The following is a 21,398-nucleotide window of genomic DNA, read 5'->3' on the forward strand; positions in this document are numbered from 1 at the left end:
TCGCGTTGCTCAGGCTGCCCGGGCGGTTGAGGAGACCGTCCCGCGCGATCATGTGGTGAATATCCTTGTGGCGGAGGCTGCTGTTCGGCTTCTTGCATGCAGGGCCCTGCGGTTTGGCTTCGTTGCCCCCCAGCATGACCGATCGCGGAGGAGACGGCGGCCCGATCTCGAGCGCGCCGCCGTGCATGCCGCCCTAGTTGCAGACCTCAACATTGCCGGTACCGCCGCCGGGACCTCCGCCGCCACGGTAATCGAGATGACATCCGCGACGGACCGGGCGGCATAGATAAGCATCACACACGATCTGGCCGCTGCCACCAGAGGGTCTGGCCGTCGCCTGTCGTCGGGGAGTGTCGGCTTGCGGCTCGGGCCTCTCGCGGACCGGACGATCGGCGCGCGACGGGCGCTCATCCGTGTTGCGCTTCGCCACCGGCTTTTTCCCGCGCCGCTTCTCGCATTCGTTATCCTCGTTCAGGAACGAGCCCTCGGCGCAGGTGATCTTGCGGCACTGATCGCCGTCGGCCTTGTAGCCATGCTCGCAGATCAGCGGGCAAACCCGGGCCGGCTTCAGCTTGATCGCATCGAGCACATCGAGGCTTGCAAGCTTGACGTCAAACTTGGTTCCGGCGTGCCGGTTGAACAGGGTCAGGGAGCGACGCGAGGCGGCGTTCCACTCACCGTCGATGGAGCCTGTGAAACAGCCAACCCGGCTCAACTCGCTCTGCACCGATTTGGCAAGATCCTCCTGCGGCGGCGCCGTGTTCAAGGCGGCCACCTTCGCGCCCTCGCTATTTGGCGATGGGGTAGCGGTTGCAATATTATCCGGCTTGGCGCTGTCGACCACAGGTCCGTTCGTGGAAAGCATGGCGACCGTTGAGGTTTGGGATGCGGTCCGCTTCCGTTCAGCCTCGGCAGCTTGGTCCTGCGCCGCCTGCTTTGTTCTTTCTGCCGCGATACGGGCATCCTCCGCGGCCTTGAATTCTGCGGCCGCCTTTTCCTGCTCCGCTCGCTGGGCACCTTCGGACGCAAGCCGAGCCTTCTGCTGCTCCGCTTCGTGCGCTTTCCGGGTGGCGGTAACGCGTGCGTCCTCCGCGTCGATCTGATTGAGCTGAAGCTTGGCCAGATTTGAGTAATAGCCGTCGGGGTGCTGGGCGAGGAACGCGCTCATAGCGGCCTTGTTACCCAGTTGCAGGGCCAATTCGTAGTCGCGACGAATCTCCGACGAGGCGTTAGCCGGCGGCGGCGCCGGCTCTTCTGCCTTTGGCACGAGGGCAACGTCCTCACCGCCCAGTGAGCCGTAAACGTAAGGCTCCTGTCGGTTGCCGGTCGCTTGCAAGACATCATCGCGGACGAAGCCGAAAGCCCTGCGCAGGTCCAGTCCAGGCTTTGCGATATATTTCACCAGCGCTGTCGCGTAGGGACTGTTCGTGCTGTTGCCGTCGAGCGCGGTCAGTCCGGCCTTCGCCGCAAACGCGATCAGCGTATTGGATACGGCGGGTTCTACCCGGGCGAGCCCGCGGCTGATCGCGCGCGAAGCGACGGTTCGCTTCATGGTGTCGGCGAAAGGATTGTTGCGGCAGGCATCAACGATCACGACGCGCAGCTGCTTGGCGGGCTCGATGGCCAGCAGGACACGATCGAGCGAGAAGGCCTCGTCATAGATATCGGTGTCGCGTTCAAGTCTGGCATCCGTCGGGATCAGGTAATTCGTCCCGTCGATCTCGATTCCGTGACCTGCATAGTAGACGATGGCGATGTCTGCATCGCGAGCTTGATCGGCGAAATCCCTCAGTGCCCGCCGCATGTCGCTCGAGGTCAGGTTCAGCCGAGACTCCACCAAATCGAACCCGGCGCCCTTCAAGGTCGCGGCGATAGCGGTGGCATCATTGGCAGGATTTGGAAGCAATGGCGCGTTTTGATAGTTCGAATTGCCGACCACCAAAGCCACTCGCTTCGTTGCCCAGGCTGGCTGAGACGCCAGGAGAACCGAAGCAGCAAGAACAACAAGAACTCGGAGGAGCGTGTAGCGCATGGAGAACGTCCAAAATCGGCTCGAAACAACGGCAGCTTTATCGAAGGTGGCCGCGCGCAAACTCCACTGCGTCAAGCGTTACGGGCGCCGGCATACCTCCGTAGAGAACAAACCTGAGTCCAATCCATTCCTGATGTTGTCGTCCGGGGCAGCGAGATTGTTCAAGGATACACCGAAGCGTGTAGGGCCGGTGGTGCACGGCCGAACAAATGTCAATTGACCTGTAAGATATTGAAATATCTGTCTTTTATCGTTAGCGCCGGAATGGCTGGCAGTGCCGGCATCCGGCTGGGCTTCGCCAAGCGAAGTTCCATCTCTCGATAGTGATCTCGGAATTGAACTCGCATGCTCAAGCGATGCTCGTGCCGGATCGTCAGCGTGTGACGGCCGCGTTGTTAGTCTCGGTGGCGTCGACAAGGTTCAGCCCGTTCGTCTCGGCCGTTTGTCGCAGCCTCGGGCCTCTTCCATAGGAGCGCGAACTGCGTCTATCTGGAAGCAACGCCGATCCGTTCGAACTGAGACGTGCGAGTCCCGAAAGAATCGAAATCTGCGTCCTCGGGATCCGGACGTCGACGTGTGGACGCCCACCGCAGGTGTCGTCGAAATGTCTGGAGACGCACATGTCTATTCCGCTGAAAATCTACATTACGCCATTTGCCGAGAAAGGTGTCGCCGAGCCGCAAAAATGGAGTGGCGAGACCGCCAAAAAGGCACTGGATGTAGTCAATAAGATCTGGGCGAAGGCCAAGATCGCGTTCGTGATCAATGATTACGTGGAAGATAAGCCGCTCGATATGGCGAAGAGCGCGCGCAACAATGACCAGCGCGTGCTGGATGTTCTCAGTTTCCGGCATGTTCCCGACAATGCGGTCCACATCTATCTCGTCAATCCGATAGTCAATCTCTCGGCCGGTGGCAGCTCGTATCTTCATAGCGATCCCGAGCCGGCAAGCTTTGTCCAATGGTATGGCAATGACTTTGCCAACGGACGCGCGTGGGCCCATGAACTTGGGCATTTGATGAGTCTCGACCACGTCGACGTAGATTACGCCGACGAGAAGCAGGCCGCCCTGCGCAGCAACTTGATGACGAAGGGATTGAGCGTGGGAAGCGATTTGACCGGTCAGCAGATAAGTACGGCCAAAAGTTCAAAACTGGTGAAGCGATTTGGCGGCTGACCGCGGAACCTCCTCGCTGCCGCCTTCCATGAAACCAATTGCAGTCGGCCCGATCGCTCGTTCGCCCGCCAACCGCCGGAGAGACGCCATGCCCAAGGTCGACCTTGCAAACGTGCCGAGCGCAAGGGGACCGGCTATCCGGCGGAGTTCGCCGCGCCGTGCGCCGAGCGGGTGCGACAGCGTCTCGGTGATGCCGGCGGGCTCGCCGACTTCGGCGTCAACCTGATGCGGCTGCCGCCCGGCAACTGGTCGAGCCAGCGCCACTGGCATTCGGATGAGGACGAGTTCGTCTATGTGCTCGCAGGCGAAGTGGTACTGGTGGAAGACGGCGGCGAGATGGTGCTGCGGGCCGGCGATTGCGCGGCGTTTCCGAAGAACTCCGGCAACGGGCATCATCTGATCAACAGGTCGCAGATGACGGCGACCTATCTCGAGGTCGGCTCGCGCTCGCGCGCCGACGTTATCACCTGCTCCGACATCGACATGATGAGCCCGAGCTCCGACGGCCGCTTCCTGCACAAGGACGGCAAGCCGTACGAATAGCCCTACCTGCCGCGGCCGCGCCCGAAATCGGGCGTTGCGGATTGGCCGGTGAAGGACCAATGTTCCGGCGAGGAGCTTTGGTCGCCTCCATGGCGGAATGGTATTTCATCTGGGTCGATGGTCCGCGCGGACCCGAGCCGCAGAAATGGTCGTCGGACGCGCTTTGGGGCCAGCTGGCGCGTCAGGACGTGATCGTGCGTTTTCCCCTGAGCGATCGCGAAGCCGAATTGTCGCTCGACCAGCTCGCAAGGCTGCACCCGGTGCCGCAGTGACCTGCGCCGCAGTTCTTTCCGTCGACGTTCAATCCGCCGGGGTGAACGTCAGACCGAAAGATCGAAGCCGGGCGTCGCGACCTCGGTCAGGAACGCGGCGACGAACATCTTGCCCAGGACGTGCTTGGCCGCCGGCGTGCCGGCCTTGAGCCGGCTGGCGCGTGTGGCCTCTGCGAGCCCGGCAAGCGTCGGTGCCGCAAGGCTCGTGTCGGGTGTGGTGCGCGGCGCCGTCGCGGATGCGCTGAGCAGCACGCCGGCATAGTAGAGCCGGGTGAGCGCGCGGACATGTGCGAGCCGTGCGCGCAGCGCCTCGTCGAGCGGGCGGCCGAGCCAGGCACGGTGCAAGATGTTTTCCAGCTCCGGCGTCCGCGCCAGGCTATCGCCGACAATCGCAAGATCGACCAGCGGATCGGTGCGATAGGCGGATTCCCAGTCGATCATCCAGAGCCTGTTGCCGTCGAACAGGATGTTGGCGGGGAGCGAGTCGTTGTGGCTCGACACCGAGTTGGCCTCATCCCAGGCATAGGCCGCGCGGATGCGCGCGAGGTGCGCGTTGCAGCGCTCAAGCACGCCGGGCGCGAACAGGCCGGTGCGGCTGACATGGGCCCAGAGCCGGGCCACGATGTCGGGGTAGCGCACGAAAGCGGGAAAGGTCGGCGTCGCCTGCAGGCGCGCCAGCAATTCGCCGAGCGCCTTCGCCAGCGCCGGCAGGCCGCCGGGATAGCGGCCGAGCGGCTGCCGCTGCACAAAATCCATCACAGCGATGCGCGAGGCCTCGTCGACATAATGGAGTCGCGGCGCGATGCCGGCCTCGGCGGCGATCCGGAGCGACACATACTGAAACGGATTGCGCAGCGGGCTCGGCATTCCTTCGATTCGGAGCAAATAATTCTCGCCGCCTGCATCGATCCGGAACAATTGCGCCGACGTTGCGCCGCCCGAGACCGATGTGACGGCCTCGATCGCTGCGGTGCCGATCGCCTGACGCAGTGCGGCATGTGCTGCCTCGCGCTGTGCCGGCGGAAGTTTATCGAGAGCACTCATGCGCAAGAAGTTAGCATGGCCGCTATGCGTGCCCAAAATCGCGTTGATGCAGCGTTCGCGATCTATTGCTGGAAGCGCACGACGAAGCATGAAACAATGCTGCAAAAATCATGTTGGGAGAGAACTTGATGTCGTTCGAGCGGGAGTTGCATTGCGCCGTTGCGTGCCGATCATGGATCGCGTTGCCATTATTCTGCCTGATCAGCACGTTCGGAGTGATGCATAACGCCGCCGCGAACGAGTCCTTGCAGATTGTGGACGCGCGCGTGCCGGCGGTCGACAAAGCGGGCGGGGACCTTCCCTTGACGATGACGATCAAGAACGGGGCCGACAGCGCCGATGCGCTGCTTCGTGTCCGCTGCCCGGTTGCGAATTTTTCCGAGCGTCATACTGTGGATCGCGGCGAGGGCGCACCAGCGATGCGCTCGATATCCAATATACCAGTGCCGGCAAAGGCAATGCTCGAGCTGAAGCGTGACGGTTATCACGTCATGCTGCTGCAGATGCGTCAGGCGCTCACGCCGGGCGAGACCTTCAAATGCGCGATCGTTTTTCAGAAAGCAGGCACCATCGAGACGGAGGTACAGGTCCAGAAGTGACCTCACACAAGTGACTCAAGAAGACGGCGGGTGGTGCACAGCCATGCGCCGGGACTCAAGGCTTCTCGCGTGATCGCCCGTGTGTGACGGGCGGTTCGATCAATGAAGAATGCTAGATCCGGAGGAAATGAACTCATGACAAGGTTGAATTGGGTAAAGTCGCATATGCTCGCCGCGGCAGTAGCATCCGCAGCGACCTTCGCGGGCTCTTTCGCGCTCGCCGACGATGTCGGCCAGGACCGTCTGCTCAATGCTGACAAGGAAGCAGGCAACTGGCTGCACCACCACAAGAACTATTCGGCGACGCGCTTCTCGTCGCTGGCCGATATCAACAAGGACAACGTTAAGAACCTCAAGGTCGCCTGGACCATGCATCTCGGCGGCGTCGAGGGCGGCGGAATCTGGTCGCACGGCGGCCTGGAGGGGACGCCGATCGTCGAGAACGGCTTCATGTACGTCACCGACGGCTGGGGTTCGGTCTACAAGATCGATGCCCATGGCGGCAAAGGCGTGCTGCTCTGGAAGATGGATCCGAAGACCGACCATGACTGGGCCGGCGCGGTCGCCTGCTGCGGCGTCGACAACCGCGGCGTCGCATTGTGGGGCAACCTCGTCGTCTCGCACACGCTTGACGGCCGCCTGATCGCGACCAACAAGGAGACCGGGCAGGTCGCCTGGCAGCGCCAGGTCGCCGATCCCGACAAGGGCGAGGTGATCACCGGTGCACCGCTGATCGTCAAGGACATGGCGATCACGGGCGTTGCCGGCGCCGAATACGGCATTCGCGGCTGGATCGCCGCGACCGACCTGAAGAGCCAGAAGGAAGTGTGGCGCACCCACACCATCCCGGGCAAGGACGAGGCCGGTCACGAGACCTGGAAGGACGACAAGGACGCCAAGGCGAGCGGCGGCGGATCGACCTGGGTCACCGGCAGCTTCGACCCCTCGACCAATACCATCGTCTGGGGCGTCGGCAATCCCGGACCGGACTGGGACAACGAGTATCGGCCCGGCGACAATCTCTACACCGACTCCTCGCTTGGTCTCGATGCCGACACCGGCAAGATCAAGTGGCACTACCAGCACACGCCGAACGATCCCTACGACTATGACAGCGTGGCGGAGAACGTGCTGGTCGACGTCCCCGGTCCGAACAACACGACGCAGAAGCTCGCGCTCGAGGCCGACCGCAACGGCTTTGCCTATGCGATCGACCGCAACAGCGGCAAGTTCATCTGGGGTCTGCCGTTCGTCAAGAAGGTGACCTGGACCAAGGGTCTCGACCCCGAATCCGGCAAGCCGGTGGAGTATGATCCGAAGCAGGGCGTGCAGCGCTACAACGCGGCGGTGACGCCAAGCCGCACCAACAAGGTGACGGACATCTGCCCCGGCAACATGGGCGGCAAGAACTGGCCGCCGACCGCGTATAATCCGAACCTGAAGCTCTGGTACATCCCGGTGATCGAGAGCTGCAACCGGATCACGGTCGAGGAGACGACGCCGGACAAGTTGAAGAAGCGCGAGTTCTTCACGGGCGGCGGACCGAGCCAGCCGGTCAAGATCACCGGCAGCGTCACCGCGATCGACGTTACCACCGGCAAGGTGGCAGGGAAGGCGGAGACCGAATTCCCGAACCTCGGCGGCATCCTGGCGACGCCCGACCTCGTGTTCTCCGGACAGCCGTCCGGCGAGGTGATCGCCTACGACGCGAAATCGCTGCAGCAGCTCTGGCAGTTCAACACCGGCGGCGGCGTCAATGCGCCTCCGATGACGTTCTCGGTGGACGGCAAGCAGTATGTCGCGATCCTGGTCGGCCTCGGCGGTGCCTGGGACAAGTGGTTCATCGATGCCACGCCCGAGCTGAAGCGGATGCAGCCGGGCTCGATGCTCTACGTGTTCGCCCTTTGACGTCGCAGCGCGGGAGGCCTCTCACCGAGGCCTCCCGCGTCGATTTGGCCGAGAAAGACAAGAAACAAGACAAATGAAGAAAACATGGCTGGTTGGCGCGTGGCTCGGCTGCGCGCTGGTGATGGGATTCATCGGTACCGCGCAAGCGCAGTCGGCGAGCGATCCGACCGATGCGGGCAAGGCGGTGTTCAAGCGCGGCAATTGCGTCGGCTGCCACAAATGGCACGGCAATGGCGGCGGCGGCTATGGCGGCGACGCGCTGTCGCTGCGCAAGACCGAGCTGACCCGCGAGCAGATCATCGAGACCGTGGCGTGCGGCCGGCCGGGCACCGGCATGCCGTTCTTCGTGCGTGGCTCCTACGACACGACGAAATGCTACGAGATGACCCGGCAGGACGTCGCGGACCGCATGCCGCCCGAAGCGAATGTGTTCCTGCGGCCGAACGAGATCGAGGCCGTCGCCGACTACGTGCTCGCCCGCGTCAAGGGCAAGGGCGAGCCGACCTACGATGAATGCATCGCGTTCTTCGGCGATGGCTCGCGGGTCTGCAACATCTACAAGGAGGCCGGCCACGCCGCCGCGCCGTCCGACCAGAGCGAGAAGGCAAAGCCATGATCAAGCAAAGACCGGCAATCCGTGGCTTGGTCTTCGCTGTCACCGTCACGGCAGCGGTGCCGGCGATGGCGACCGCGGGAGACCTGCGCGACATCAGCGTCGGAATGGCGATCAGCAGCGTGCCGGACGCGGGCTACATCAACTTGACCTGCGTCGGCGAGAAGACCCACAGACTGGCCGACTGGGCGCAATGGCAGGCTTGCCAGGCCGGACCGGACCAGCTGCGCGGCATCCGCTTCGAGTACGATCGCGAGAGCGGGCGGGAAGGCACCATGGTCGGCGGCCATCCCGCGATCCTCACCGTCATGATCGACAAGGACGCCAAGATCGCGGCGCTGATGATCGAGACCGATCCGAAGGCCCGGCTCTATCTGCGCAAGAAGGCCTTCCTGCTCGGCTTGCAGGCGAGATCGCGCTATGGCGAGGACGGCTGGACCTGTTCGAAGGCACAGCCGGGCGCCGACAAGCAGGAGGTCGGCGGCGTATTTGTCGACGAGAAATGCACCAAGGCGATCGACGGCCGCACGGTCGAGATCGAGCGTCATCTCTATCGCGAGCCGAACAAGGAGCTCAAGGACATGACCGACGAGACCCGGATCACGATCCGCCGCGCCGGGTCCTGAGCTGCAAACTGAAATAGCTAAATTTCAGCTGCCTAACCGATCTAAAATGACTCTCTTTCTTTTCGTCATGGCCGGGCTTGTCCCGGCCATCCACGTCTTTTCTTACGCGATTGCAGCGAAGACGTGGATGCCCGGCACAAGGCCGGGCATGACGGAGCTAGTCTAATGCCGAGCCAGCAGCATGACGACGATCAGGGCCAGGATCGCGCACAGCACCTTCCAGAAGGTGACGGGATCGCGGTCGTGCAGCGATTTGCGGGTGGTGACGGCGGGGCCGGCCCAGGTCGCGCCGTTTTCCAGTTCGTGTGCGAACTCGATGGCGTCGCCGAAGCGTTGTGCCGGGTCGACGCTGAGCGCCTTGCCGATCACCGCGTCGAGCCAGGCCGGCAGGTCCGGCCGGTAGCGCGACAGCGGCGCCGGCTTGCCGAAGCGCGGCCGCGAGAACGGCTCGATCTCGCCGAACGGATAGTTCGCGGTGAACATGCGATAGACCGTGACGCCGAGCGCGAACAGGTCGGAGGCCTCGTCGCCGGCCTTGCCGCCGAACAGTTCGGGCGCCATATAGCTCGCGGTGCCCGGAATGTCCTCGGCGGGAAAATCCTCCAGCAGCGGCACCCGCGCGACGCCGAGGTCGACAAGGCGCAACCCGCCGTCCTTCAGCAAGATCACGTTGTCCGGCTTGATGTCGCGATGGATGATGCCGGCGCGGTGCAGCGCGGTGACCGCGCGCACCAGCTTGGTTGCGATCGCGATGCCGTCGGTGAGCGACAGCCGCGGCGCGCGGCCAAGCCGCTGCTCGAGCGTTTCGCCCTCGTAGAGCGGCATCGCCGAATAGAGCCTGGTCTGCCGCTCCGCCGGCACCTCGATGATTTCGCCGATCCAGAGGCTGCGCACACGCGCGGCGACCCAGGCCTCGCGCACGAAGGCGAGGCGGTAGGAGCCTTCGCTCGCGACCCGCGGATGTGGAAACTTCAGCACCACTTCGCGGCCGGCGCGCTTGTCGATCGCCTTGAACAGGCGGCTGTAGCGCCCGTCGGACAAGACGTCGCCGAGGCTGAAATCGTCGATTGTATCGCCGGTCACCGGCAAATCGAGGATCGGCAGCGTCGCGATCGCGTGGGTGAGATCGTCGCGGTCCGCCGGCGGCAGGTCGACGACGTCGAGCACCAGTGCGGTCGTGTTGTCGCTGCTGCCGGCCGCGAGGGCGGCGTCGACGATGCTGCGCGCGGACTCGTCGGGCGGCGTGCGTTCCTCCAGCAATTGCTGGAGGCGCAAATCGCCGAGCGCGCCGTGAACCCCGTCGCTGCAGATCAGCAGGCGATCATGCTGCCGGAGCCCAAGGGACGTGTAGTCGAAGCGGGCGAACTCCTCGAAACCGATAGCACGGCTCAGCATGTGGGCGAGGTCACCGCGGCCGGCGATATGGTCCTGCGTCAGGCGTTCCAGCCGGCCGTCGCTCAGGCGATAGGCACGGGTGTCGCCGATATGGATCACATGGCATTGCCGCTGTGACAGGATGATCGAGGAGAACGCGCAGGCCATGCCGCTGCGCGCGGCATCGACGCGGCCCTGGCCGTAGATCCAGCTGTTGGCGGCTTCCAGCGCCCGCGCGGCGCGGCGGCGGACGCCGAGCGTCTCGGGCAGCGAATAATAGGCGTCCATGAAGCTGCGGACTGCGACCTCCGCGGCCTCGCGTCCGCCCTTGTGGCCGCCGACGCCGTCGGCGACCGCGGCAACCACGTCGCGATGCAGCGTGCCCGGCTGGCCCAAGCAGGCCGCGACATAGTCCTCATTGGCGGCGCGCTTGCCGGTCTCGCTGGCAAAGCCGACGCGCACCCCCAAGTCCCGTTGCGAACCGTTCGCCACGTCCGGGCCCCGTCATGTTGCGGAGCGGAGTCCTCAGACGCGCGCTCCCGATACCGCGCCCCAGGTGGTGCGCCAGCGGACCTTGACCATGGCAAGTCCGATGAAGCCAAGCAACGCCAGCCCGCCGAAGAACAGGAAGCCGGCGCCGAAGCCGCCGGTCATGCCCTTGGCGGCGCCGAGCGTCTGGGCGAGGAAGAAGCCGCCGACGCCGCCGGCGCAGCCGACCAGCCCGGTCATCAGGCCGATCTCGTGACGGAAGCGCAGCGGGATCAGCTGGAACACCGCGCCGTTGCCCATGCCGAGCGCCAGCACGCCGATCGAGAACAGCAGCACCGAGATCCAGGCGATGCGCGGCAGTTCGGTCAACGCCCAGCCGGCCTGCGTCGGCGCGGTTGGGCCCTCCGGCATGAAGGCAATGACGAGATAGGCGGCGACCACGACACCGAACAGGATCGACAGCGAACGAATGCCGCCAATCCGGTCGGCGATCATGCCGCCGACGGGACGGAATCCCGAGCCGAACGCGACGATCAGCGCGACCAGCATGCCGGCCGCGACGCCGGAGACATGATACTGCACGGTGAAATAGAGCGGCAGCGCGTTGGCGAGGCCGACGAAGCCGCCGAAGGTGATGAAGTAGAAGAACATGAACCAGCGGCTGTCGGAATCCTTCAGCAGTGCGCCGTAGGCCTGCAGCGAGACCCTCTTGCGCTCGCCCGGCGCGTCCTTGGCTGCGAACGCGTAATAGGCGAGCACCATCAGCATCGGAATCAAGAGGCAGCCGAACACGGCCTGCCAGCCCCAATGCTCGGCAATGGTCGGCGCAAGCAGCGTGTCGAGCACGACGCCCATATTGCCGGCACCGGCGATCCCCATCACCACGCCCTGATATTGCGGCGGGTACCAGCGGCTCGCCTGGGGCAGGGCGACGGCAAACGAGGCGCCGCCGACGCCGAGCGCAAGCCCGAACAGCTCGATCGCGAGCTTGCTGGTCAGGCCGAAATGCCACACCGCAGCAGTCGCGGCGATCACGACGAACTGGGCGATGATGCCGGTGCGCTTGGCGCCGATGATGTCGGCGAGAATGCCCATCGGCACACGCAGCAGCGCGCCGGCGAGCACGGGAATGGCAACGAGGGTGAACTTCTCGTTCACGGCCAGATTCATGTCTCTCGCGATGTAGACGATCAGCGGTCCAAGCGCGACCCACGCCATGAAACTGATGTCGAAGTACAGGAACGCGGCAAGCAGTGTCGGCCAGTGACCTGCCTTCTTGAACTCGGCTAGCTTCATCGCAAGCATCTCGCGTTGATGCGGCGGAGGCAGCCGCAAAAGCGCGGCCATCTCAGGCGCAGACAAATGGAATGTTGGTGAATGATGAGTGCGCTCGTCGTTGAGACGCACTCCGTCAACAGTTGTGGTCAGCAATTACCGTGCCATCGATCTGGTCGCGTCGCTTTGCCGTGTAGTCGCAAGACGTTGCCGCGCACGCGCGAACAGCGTTCCGCCGGCGCGCGTGGCGTGGCTTGCGGCAAGTGCCGCCGCGCAAACGTGCACGCTGGTGCTTTTTTGTGCGATGCGACAAGCCCGTGCGATCGCGCATCAAATGCGATTTCGCGATCGCCATCGCGGCCCGCGATGCTGTGATGCACAAGAGATCATCGGCGTGGCTAAAATTTCGGCCGGCTGTCGGCGCGGCGCGCGACCCGGCGGATTTTGATCGGCCGGAAACGTGTTGATTTTGCAGCCGGATTCGCCCGCCACGGGTTGGCACGCGTTTTGAATATCAATCAATAACGGAACATCGGTCGTCATCGAAGACGGTCTGCGCCCGCGGCTGGGCTTCCTACAACTCCAAACCTTTATCGGTGCCCATCAACGACGCACGCCGCGTCGCTGCGCAGCGCCGTCGGAATTGAAAGGCGGACCATGCTCGACAAAGTGACCAAGCAGAAGCTCGTGGTGATCGGCAACGGGATGGCCGGCATCCGGACGGTCGAGGCGCTGCTGGAGCGCGCGCCCGATCTCTACGACATCACGGTGTTCGGCTCCGAGCCCTACGGCAATTACAACCGCATCCTGCTGTCGCCGGTGCTCGCCGGCGAGAAGACCGTCGACGACATCATGCTCAACACCGTCGACTGGTACGAGGACAACAACATCACGCTGCGCAAGGGCGAGACGATCACCATGATCGATCGCCGGACCTGCGAAGTCGTCACCGAGGCCGGCGAGCGGGTGCCCTATGACCGCCTGCTGATCGCGACGGGCTCAAACCCGATCATGCTGCCGCTGCCGGGCAAGGAACTGCCGGGCGTGATCGGCTTCCGCGACATCTACGACGTCGACCGCATGATCAAGGCCTCGACCGACTATCGCAACGCCGTCGTGATCGGCGGCGGCCTGCTCGGCCTCGAGGCCGCCAACGGGCTGATGAAGCGCGGCATGAACGTCACGGTCGTGCATCTGCTCGACACGCTGATGGAGCGTCAGCTCGATCCGGTGGCCGGCGGCCTGTTGCGCAAGTCGCTGGAAGAGCGCGGCATGGTGTTCAAGATGCCGGCGCAGACCCAGGCCATCCTGGGCGAGGACCGCGTCACCGGCGTGCGGTTCGGCGACGGCACCGAGCTGCCGGCCGATCTCGTGGTGATGGCGGTCGGCATCCGCCCGAATTTCGAACTCGCCAAGAAGGCCGGGCTGTACTGCGAGCGCGGCATCGTCGTCTCCGACACCATGCAGACCTATGACGGTCGCATCTACGCGGTCGGCGAGTGCGTGCAGCACCGCCGCCAGACCTACGGTCTCGTCGCGCCGCTGTTCGACCAGGCCAAGGTCTGCGCCAACCACCTCGCGATGAAGGGTTTTGCCACCTATGACGGCTCGGTCACCTCGACCAAGCTGAAGGTCACCGGCATCGACCTGTTCTCCGCCGGCGACTTCGCGCCGGGGCCGGACAAGGAGGAGATCGTGCTGCAGGACGCCAACCGCGGCGTCTACAAGCGGATCATCCTGAAGGACAAGAAGATCGTCGGCGCCGTGCTCTATGGCGACACCATCGACGGTCCCTGGTACTTCCAGCATCTGCGCGACGGCACCGACGTCTCGCATATGCGCGAGCGCCTGGTGTTCGGCGCCGCCAATCTCGGCGATGGCGGCGTCAGCGGCCAGAGCTCGGTTGCCGCGATGAGCGACGAGACCGAGATCTGCGGCTGCAACGGCGTCTGCAAGGGTGCCATCGTCAAGGCGATCAGCGAGAAGAAGCTATTCACGCTCGACGACGTCCGCGCCCATACCAAGGCATCGTCGTCCTGCGGCTCCTGCACCGGCCTCGTCGAGCAGGTGCTGGCGTTCACGCTCGGCGGCGACTATTCGGCGGCGCCGAAGGTCAAGCCGCTGTGCAAATGCACCGATCACAGCCACGACGACGTTCGCCGCGTGATCGTCGAGCAGCAGCTCAAGACCATTCCCGCGGTCATGCGCTTCATGGAGTGGAAGACCCTGAACGGCTGCCACTCCTGCCGTCCGGCGCTGAACTACTATCTGCTCGCGACCTGGCCCGGCGAATACCGCGACGACCAGCAGTCGCGCTTCATCAACGAGCGCGTGCACGCCAACATCCAGAAGGACGGCACCTATTCGGTGGTGCCGCGGATGTGGGGCGGCGTCACGACGCCGAGCGAGTTGCGCGCGATCGCCGACGTCGCCGAGAAGTTCAACATCCCGACGGTGAAGGTCACCGGCGGCCAGCGCATCGACCTGCTCGGCGTCAAGAAGGAAGACCTGCCGGCGGTGTGGGCCGACCTCAACGACGCCGGCATGGTATCGGGCCACGCCTACGCCAAGGGCCTGCGCACGGTGAAGACTTGCGTCGGCTCCGAATGGTGTCGCTTCGGCACCCAGGACTCCACCGGCCTCGGCGTCAAGCTCGAAAAGTTCATGTGGGGCTCGTGGACGCCGGCCAAGGTCAAGCTCGGCGTCTCCGGCTGCCCGCGCAACTGCGCGGAAGCGACCTGCAAGGACGTCGGCGTGGTCTGCGTCGATTCCGGTTACGAGATCCATTTCGCCGGTGCCGCCGGACTGCACATCAAGGGCACTGAGTTCCTGACCAAGGTCGAGACCGAGGACGAATGCCTCGAGGTGATCGTGGCGCTGACCCAGCTCTACCGCGAGGAGGGCTGGTATCTCGAGCGCATGTACAAATGGTGCGACCGCGTCGGTCTCGAGCAGATCAGGAAGCGCGTGGTCGATGACGTTGCGAACCGCAAGGCGCTGTTCGCCCGCTTTGCCTATTCGCAGCAGTTCGCGCAGACCGATCCATGGGCCGAGCGTGCCAGCCGCGGCGTTGACCGCAACGAGTTCGCGCCTCTCGCCGAATTGGAGCTCGCATGACCCAGTGGATCGAAATCGGCGCATTGACCGACATTCCGCGGCTCGGCTCGCGCGTGGTGCGCACGCCGGGCGGCAACATCGCGGTGTTCCGGACCGAGAGCGACGAGGTGTTCGCGCTCGACGACCGCTGCCCGCACAAGGGCGGGCCGCTGTCTCAGGGCATCGTGCACAACAAGCGCGTGACCTGTCCGCTGCATAACTTCGTCATCGAGCTGGCGAGCGGGCAGGCGGTCGCGCCCGACGAAGGCTGCACGCATACCCACCCGGCCAAGGTCGAGAACGGCGTTGTCTGGCTGTCGGTGCGGCAGGCGGCGGCGGTGAGCTGAGCGGTCAGGCAATGTCCGTCAAGACCACGTGTCCCTATTGCGGTGTCGGCTGTGGCGTCATCGCGTCGAAGGACGCGGCCGGTGCCGTCACCGTCGAGGGCGACAGGCAGCATCCGGCCAATTTCGGCCGGCTCTGCAGCAAAGGCTCGGCGCTCGCCGAGACCATCGATCTCGACGGGCGTCTGCTCGAGCCGATGGTGGACGGCGCGCCGGCGGCGTGGGACGACGCGCTCGATCGTGTCGCCGACGGCTTTAATCGCATTATTCGTGAGCACGGCCCGGACGCGGTCGCGTTCTATGTCTCCGGCCAGCTGCTGACCGAGGACTATTACGTCATCAACAAGCTCGCCAAGGGTTTCGTCGGCACCGCCAATATCGACACCAATTCGCGGCTGTGCATGGCCTCCAGCGTCGCCGGGCACAAGCGCGCGTTCGGCAGCGACACCGTGCCAGGCTGCTATGAGGATCTCGAGCAGGCGGACTTACTCGTGCTGGTGGGCTCCAACGCCGCCTGGTGCCATCCGATCCTGCACCAGCGCATGCTGGCGGCGAAGGAGAAGAATCCGGCGTGCAAGATCGTGGTGATCGATCCGCGCCGTACCGCGACCTGCGAGGGCGCCGATCTGCATCTGCCGCTGCGCTCGGGCAGCGATTCCGTGCTGTTCAACGGCCTGTTCGCCTTCCTCGCCGGCAGCAACGCGGTCGACCGCGGCTTTGTCGGCAATTGCACGACGGGTGTCGTCGACGCCCTCAAGCAGGTCGGCGGCCAGACCGTGGCGCAGACCGCGGCGACCTGCGGCCTGACCGAAGGCGCCGTCGGGCTGTTCTTCGACTGGTTCACGCGGACCGAGCGCGTTGTCACGCTGTATTCGCAAGGCATCAACCAGTCGTCGAGCGGCGTCGACAAGGTCAACGCCATCATCAACTGCCATCTGTTGACCGGGCGCATCGGCCGTCCCGGCATGGGGCCGTTCTCGCTGACCGGCCAGCCCAACGCGATGGGCGGCCGCGAGGTCGGCGGGCTCGCCAACCAACTCGCCGCGCATATGGAGATCGAGAATCCCGCGCACCGCGAGCTGGTGCAGCGGTTCTGGCGCGCTCCTGTGATCGCGGAGAAGGCCGGGCTGAAGGCGGTCGACATGTTCGACGCGATCGCCGACGGCCGCATCAAGGCGGTGTGGATCATCTCGACCAATCCGATGGTGAGCCTGCCGGATGCCGATCGCGCGCGCGCCGCGCTCGACGCCTGCGAGCTCGTCGTGGTGACGGATTGCATGCGCGACACCGACACCACGCGCCACGCCGACGTGCTGCTGCCGGCGCTGGCGTGGGGCGAGAAGGACGGCACCGTCACCAATTCCGAGCGCCGGATCTCGCGGCAGCGGCCGTTTCTCGCGGCGCCGGGCGAGGCGCGCGCCGACTGGAGCATCATCTGCGACGTCGCAAGTCGCATGGGATATTCCGGCTTCGACTATGCCTCGGCCGCCGAGGTGTTCCGCGAACACGCCGAACTGTCGGGCTTCGAGAATAGCGGCCGGCGCGATTTCGACATCTCGGCGCTCGCGGCGCTGGATGATGACGCCTATGACGCGCTGGCGCCGGTGCAGTGGCCGGTGACGTCAGACCATCCGGCCGGCACGCCGCGGATGTTCGAGAGCCAGCAATTCTTCACGCCGGACCGCAAGGCGCGCTTCGTGCCGGTGGCGCCACGCGCCGCGCGCAACGCGACCAGCCGAGACTTTCCGCTGGTGCTCAACACCGGGCGCGTGCGCGATCAGTGGCACACCATGACCCGGACCGGCAAAACCGGCCGGCTGATGGCGCATGTGTTCGAGCCCTATGCCGAGTTCCACCCCGAGGATGCGCGGCAGGCCGGGCTGCAAAACGAGGGACTGGTGCGGCTGACCAGCAGCTGGGGCGAGATGATCGCGCGCGTCGTAGTCAGCGCCGACCAGCGCCGCGGCTGCGTGTTCGTGCCGATGCACTGGAACGAGGAGTTCGCCGGCGAGGGCCGCGTCAACTCGCTGGTCAATCCGGCGGTCGATCCGCTGTCCGGCCAGCCGGAGTCCAAGCACACGCCGGTCAAGGCCGATCCTTACGCGCCGGAATGGCACGCCTTCATCCTGAGCCGCGACGCGATCAGGCGTCCGGCAAGCGGCTATTGGGTTTACGGCAAGGCCGGTGATTGCACGCGGCTCGAACTTGCGCTCGACACTCGCCCGGAGAGCTGGCGCGACTGGGCGCGGGCGCAGCTCGGCCTCGACGGTGTCGAGATCGAGTGGATCGCCTATCGCGATCCGGCCGCGGGCCGCTTCCGCTACGCGGCGGTGCGCGACGGCCGGCTCGAGGGCTGCGTGTTCATCGCGCCCGATCACACGCTGCCGTCGCGGGCGTGGCTGACCGGGCTGTTCGCCGAACAGCAATTGTCGGCCAATGCGCGGATGTCGCTGCTGGCCGGACGGCCGTTCGGCGCGGGCGAGGATGTTGGCCCGATCGTCTGCTCCTGCTTCAGCGTCGGACGGCACCAGATCACCGCCGAGATCAAAAAGGGCGCCGACAGCGTCGATGCGATCGGTCGCTGCCTGAAGGCCGGCACCAATTGCGGCGGTTGCAAGCCCGAGATCGGCAAGCTGATCGGCGCTACCGCGCAGCCGCGGCAGGCGATCGCGTCGTAGGTCGCCGCGCCAGGGCCCAGCCGAGAAATGCGCGGTTCAAGATTGTTGCGGCGCAAATTGACCGTGAGCCCTATTTCTACGGCCGCAATTTCCTGATGTGATCTTCAATATTGCGAGAATATTGCGAGCCAGTTTGCGGTGACCCCTGCTGAGGCGCGCCGTGCCGATCACCATCATGTCGTGACCAAAGCCATAGAACAGGAAGGACATTACATGCCTTCACGCCGTCATCTTCTGACCGGCGCCGTCGCGACCGGTGTCGCGCTGTCAATGCAACGCGCCACGGCAGCAGTCGCGCAGCAAAAACGAGTGATCGTCGATTCGCAGGTTCACCTGTGGCCGGCAAGCACTCCGGAGAGACCCTGGCTCCCCGGTGCCAAGCCGCAGCTCCCGGAGCCCTTCACCATCGAGCGAGTCATTCCACTGATGGACGAGGTTGGCGTCGATCGCGTTGTCATCGTTCCGCCAGTGTCGCTTGAAGGTGAGCGCATCGATTATGCCCAGGAGGCAGTCAGACGGTACCCGGGCCGCTTCGCCATCATGGCGCGTGTCGCCCTCGACAAGCCCGACCGCGCGGCACGGCTTGCGACTTGGCGCGACCAGCCCGGCGTACTGGGCGTGAGGTTGAACGTCGGCCCCGGCGAAGCGGTGTGGCTGACAGACGGAACCGCGGACTGGTTCTGGCCGGCGGCGGAGAAGGCCCGCCTGCCGGTGATGTTTCTCACTGAGGGGCAGACGTCGTTGTTCGCCCGCATCGCCGAGCGACACCCGCAACTTACGCTCATCATTGATCACATGGGCGTCGGCGCGGGACTTCGCCCTCGTCCCGGCTCATTGGAAAACAACATGGTGCCGGAGGCTATCGTCCAGACGGCCGCGCTCGCGAAATATGCGAATGTATCGGTGAAGTTGTCGTCGGTCCCGCTGATTTCGACTGAGCCATATCCATTCTGTGACGTGATCCCGCACATCCACCGCCTGTTCGACGCCTACGGCCCGGAGCGCTGCCACTGGGGGACCGATCTAACCAACTCATTCGCCCGGGCCACTTACCGGCAGCGCGTGACGCAATTCACGGAGGAGCTTCCGTTCCTCAGCGAAAGCGACAAGGACTGGATCATGGGCCGCGCGATCCTGGCGCGGCTTCGCTGGACGTCGTCCTAGCAGCCGCGGCAGATGCTCTTCAGCTTGCTGTTGAGCAGGCGGTCCTCTTCGTCGGAGGCCGCCTTGGTGTAGGGGTCGTTGCCGTGGCGCTTGTCGTCGGCAAAACTGCCGGCGCCAGTGGCGCCGCCTACGTGCATGCCGTGCATCGCGTGCCCGCCGCCATGGCCGTGGCCGCCGCGCGCGTCCACCGGCGGCATCGCGGCCGCAAGCAGCGTCAGCAGCAACCCGACCGTCGTGATCGTCCGCATGTTTTCCTCCTCGTCGCGGCAAAGTACCGCTGACGCCGAGGCAAATCGGTGTCGGCCATCTTCACAATTTCGCGTGGCGGCAATCGGGGCAGGGGCCGGCGGGTTCCGGCCAAATACCGCCGGTGCGCCGCACATAGGCCGCCCGGGGATGGCTTCATGCCGACAATGCAGTGCTCGTCACACCAAAATGGTGTATCGGCAGGCTTGAGCGCGCGCGGGCAGCGGCCCGGCGCGACACAATCAAGATATCGCAAGATTTTGGAGGAACGTTCATGTCGGCTCTGCCACTCTCGGGCATCAAGATTCTCGACCTGACGCGGGTGCTCGCTGGCCCGCTGTCGGCCCAGATGCTGGCGGATCTCGGCGCCGAGGTGATCAAGATCGAGCGGCCCGGCGGCGGCGACGACGCCCGCGCCTTCGGCCCGCCCTATCTCACCGATCCCGAAGGCAAGCAGAACAACAACAACTCGTTCTATCTCTGCGCCAACCGCAACAAGAAGTCGGTCACCGTCAACATCGCCAAGCCGGAAGGGCAGGCGATCATCCGCGAGCTCGCCAAGACCGCGGATGTAATGATGGAGAACTACAAGGTCGGCGATCTCAAGCGCTACGGTCTCGACTACGAGACCATCAAGCAGCTCAACCCCGGCATCATCTATTGCTCGGTGACGGGTTTCGGCCAGACCGGACCCTATGCGCCGCGCGCGGGTTATGATGCGATCCTGCAGGCGATGGGCGGCCTGATGAGCGTCACCGGCCATATCGACGGCGAGCCTGGCGAGGGCCCGATGAAGGTCGGCCCCTCGATCGTCGACTACATGACCGGCATGAACACCTCGATCGGCATCCTCTCGGCGCTCTACCATCGCGACGCCAACAACGGGGAAGGGCAGCATATCGACGTCTGCCTGTTCGACACCGTGATCGCATCGCTGTCGCACTGGCTGCAGATCTACCTCGTCAACGGCAAGACCCCGCCGCGCCGCGGTACCTGGGGCAATGGCGGCATGCCGGCCGGCGTGTTCCGCTGCACTGATGGCGAGCTGATGCTGGTGGTCGGCAATGACGGCCAGTTCCAGCGCACCTGCGCCGTGCTCGGCGAGCCCGAGCTCGCGAACGACAAGCGCTTCGTCAAGAACAACGACCGCGTCGTGCACGGCAAGGAGATCATGGCGATCTTTGCCGGGTTGTTCCTGAAGAAGCCGGTGGCCTATTGGCTGGAGAAGCTCGAGGAGGCCGGCGTGCCGTCCGGCCCGATCAACAATTTCGAGCAGGTGTTCAGCGATCCGCACGTGCAGTCGCGCGGCATGCGGGTCAAGGTCGACCATCCCTTCGAGCCGAACCTGTCGCTGATCCGCAACGCGCTGACCTTCTCCGGCACGCCGATCACCGAATACCGCGCCCCGCCGCTGTTAGGGGCCGACACCAAGGACGTGCTGGCGACCATCGGCTATGACGACGTCAAGGTCGAGGGACTGAAGGCGCAGGGGATTCTGTAGGCGCTGACTTCGAGGCCGCGGGCCACCGTTCCGTCATCCTGAGGAGCGGCCACTTGGCCGCGTCTCGAAGGATGAACGGCCCGGCTGGTGGCCGTCGATCCTTCGAGACGGCCGCTGCGCGGCCTCCTCAGAGTCTGACTCATAAATCACCCAACCTTAGCTGCAGCCGCGAGTCTGCGGGTCAGGAGCCTGATGTGTGCAATCAGCAGCCAGGCAGCTTCGGTTGCCACCGTCGCCTCGAAGTCCTTGGCGAGGCGGCGGCATCTGCCGAACCAAGCGAATGTGCGTTCAACCACCCACCGCCTCGGCAGAAGCTGGAAGCCTTTGACGCCTTGAGGCCGCTCGACGATCTCGACAGTCCATGGACCGCAGTCTGAGAGCGCGTCGAGGAGTTGATTTCCGCGGTAGACCCGGTC

General features: G+C 64.7%; 18 protein-coding genes and 1 pseudogene. 12 read left to right on the plus strand and 7 right to left on the minus strand.

The window, feature by feature from the left end:
* Positions 1 to 193 precede the first annotated feature (193 nt).
* A complete protein-coding gene (locus tag J6525_RS13685; protein WP_225645019.1) occupies positions 194 to 2,032 on the minus strand; it encodes a caspase family protein in 1,839 nt (612 codons plus the stop codon).
* A 620-nt stretch (positions 2,033 to 2,652) separates the two neighbouring features.
* Between J6525_RS13685 and J6525_RS13690 the strand changes: the two genes are divergently transcribed.
* From J6525_RS13690 to J6525_RS13700, 3 genes and pseudogenes are all read left to right on the plus strand, one after another.
* Complete coding sequence (locus J6525_RS13690) at positions 2,653 to 3,210, plus strand: zinc metalloprotease (protein WP_225645021.1); 558 nt, start codon at positions 2,653 to 2,655, stop codon at positions 3,208 to 3,210.
* An 88-nt stretch (positions 3,211 to 3,298) separates the two neighbouring features.
* A pseudogene (locus tag J6525_RS13695) lies at positions 3,299 to 3,753 on the plus strand (cupin domain-containing protein).
* An 89-nt stretch (positions 3,754 to 3,842) separates the two neighbouring features.
* A complete protein-coding gene (locus J6525_RS13700; protein ID WP_168857061.1) occupies positions 3,843 to 4,025 on the plus strand; it encodes a hypothetical protein in 183 nt (60 codons plus the stop codon).
* Positions 4,026 to 4,073: 48 nt separating this feature from the next.
* On the opposite strand, the gene J6525_RS13705 is transcribed toward J6525_RS13700, so the two are convergent.
* Entirely contained in the window at positions 4,074 to 5,069 is a 996-nt protein-coding gene (locus tag J6525_RS13705) for a phosphotransferase (RefSeq protein WP_225645023.1), read from the minus strand.
* A gap of 128 nt (positions 5,070 to 5,197) precedes the next feature.
* Here J6525_RS13705 and J6525_RS13710 point away from each other — a divergent pair, with 128 nt between their 5' ends.
* The 4 genes from J6525_RS13710 to J6525_RS13725 all read left to right on the plus strand — a co-directional run bounded on the left by J6525_RS13710 (position 5,198) and on the right by J6525_RS13725 (position 8,815).
* Positions 5,198 to 5,668 carry a copper chaperone PCu(A)C gene (locus J6525_RS13710; protein ID WP_312009793.1) on the plus strand — a complete coding sequence of 157 codons (471 nt, stop codon included), beginning with the start codon at positions 5,198 to 5,200 and terminating at the stop codon, positions 5,666 to 5,668.
* A gap of 135 nt (positions 5,669 to 5,803) precedes the next feature.
* Positions 5,804 to 7,576, plus strand: a complete 1,773-nt coding sequence (locus J6525_RS13715) for a PQQ-dependent dehydrogenase, methanol/ethanol family (RefSeq protein ID WP_129965109.1) — start codon at positions 5,804 to 5,806, stop codon at positions 7,574 to 7,576.
* Between the two features lie 121 nt (positions 7,577 to 7,697).
* Complete coding sequence (locus J6525_RS13720; RefSeq protein WP_376708504.1) at positions 7,698 to 8,192, plus strand: c-type cytochrome; 495 nt, start codon at positions 7,698 to 7,700, stop codon at positions 8,190 to 8,192.
* Entirely contained in the window at positions 8,189 to 8,815 is a 627-nt protein-coding gene (locus J6525_RS13725) for a hypothetical protein (protein WP_225645027.1), read from the plus strand. The genes J6525_RS13720 and J6525_RS13725 overlap by 4 nt, the downstream gene beginning before the upstream one ends.
* A 162-nt stretch (positions 8,816 to 8,977) precedes the next feature.
* Here J6525_RS13725 and J6525_RS13730 read toward each other — a convergent pair whose 3' ends face one another.
* From J6525_RS13730 to J6525_RS13740, 3 genes are all read right to left on the minus strand, one after another.
* Positions 8,978 to 10,651 carry a bifunctional protein-serine/threonine kinase/phosphatase gene (locus J6525_RS13730; protein ID WP_225645029.1) on the minus strand — a complete coding sequence of 558 codons (1,674 nt, stop codon included), beginning with the start codon at positions 10,649 to 10,651 and terminating at the stop codon, positions 8,978 to 8,980.
* A 63-nt stretch (positions 10,652 to 10,714) separates the two neighbouring features.
* Positions 10,715 to 11,974, minus strand: coding sequence for an MFS transporter (locus tag J6525_RS13735; protein WP_225645031.1), 1,260 nt, complete (start codon positions 11,972 to 11,974; stop codon positions 10,715 to 10,717).
* A gap of 309 nt (positions 11,975 to 12,283) precedes the next feature.
* Entirely contained in the window at positions 12,284 to 12,496 is a 213-nt protein-coding gene (locus J6525_RS13740) for a hypothetical protein (RefSeq protein ID WP_225645033.1), read from the minus strand.
* 114 nt (positions 12,497 to 12,610) lie between these two features.
* Between J6525_RS13740 and nirB the strand changes: the two genes are divergently transcribed.
* From nirB to J6525_RS13760, 4 genes are all read left to right on the plus strand, one after another.
* Positions 12,611 to 15,070, plus strand: coding sequence for a nitrite reductase large subunit NirB (gene nirB, locus J6525_RS13745; RefSeq protein ID WP_076831429.1), 2,460 nt, complete (start codon positions 12,611 to 12,613; stop codon positions 15,068 to 15,070).
* Complete coding sequence (gene nirD, locus J6525_RS13750; RefSeq protein ID WP_028335429.1) at positions 15,067 to 15,396, plus strand: nitrite reductase small subunit NirD; 330 nt, start codon at positions 15,067 to 15,069, stop codon at positions 15,394 to 15,396. Before nirB ends, nirD begins: the two co-directional genes overlap by 4 nt.
* An 11-nt stretch (positions 15,397 to 15,407) precedes the next feature.
* Positions 15,408 to 18,071 carry a nitrate reductase gene (locus J6525_RS13755; RefSeq protein ID WP_225645035.1) on the plus strand — a complete coding sequence of 888 codons (2,664 nt, stop codon included), beginning with the start codon at positions 15,408 to 15,410 and terminating at the stop codon, positions 18,069 to 18,071.
* A 138-nt stretch (positions 18,072 to 18,209) separates the two neighbouring features.
* Complete coding sequence (locus J6525_RS13760) at positions 18,210 to 19,235, plus strand: amidohydrolase family protein (RefSeq protein WP_225645037.1); 1,026 nt, start codon at positions 18,210 to 18,212, stop codon at positions 19,233 to 19,235.
* Here J6525_RS13760 and J6525_RS13765 read toward each other — a convergent pair.
* The gene (locus J6525_RS13765) at positions 19,232 to 19,483 is read right to left on the minus strand and encodes a hypothetical protein (protein ID WP_225645038.1); all 252 of its coding nucleotides are present in this window, start codon (positions 19,481 to 19,483) and stop codon (positions 19,232 to 19,234) included. The genes J6525_RS13760 and J6525_RS13765 overlap by 4 nt on opposite strands.
* Positions 19,484 to 19,755: 272 nt before the next feature.
* Between J6525_RS13765 and J6525_RS13770 the strand changes: the two genes are divergently transcribed.
* Positions 19,756 to 20,982: a CaiB/BaiF CoA transferase family protein gene (locus J6525_RS13770; RefSeq protein WP_225645040.1), complete on the plus strand. Its 1,227-nt coding sequence runs from the start codon at positions 19,756 to 19,758 to the stop codon at positions 20,980 to 20,982.
* A 146-nt stretch (positions 20,983 to 21,128) separates the two neighbouring features.
* Here J6525_RS13770 and J6525_RS13775 read toward each other — a convergent pair.
* A partial coding sequence (locus J6525_RS13775; RefSeq protein WP_225645042.1) for a transposase occupies positions 21,129 to 21,398 on the minus strand: 270 nt, incomplete at its 5' end.

It is taken from the genome of Bradyrhizobium australafricanum (assembly GCF_020329495.1).
Taxonomy (GTDB): Bacteria; Pseudomonadota; Alphaproteobacteria; order Rhizobiales; family Xanthobacteraceae; genus Bradyrhizobium; species Bradyrhizobium australafricanum.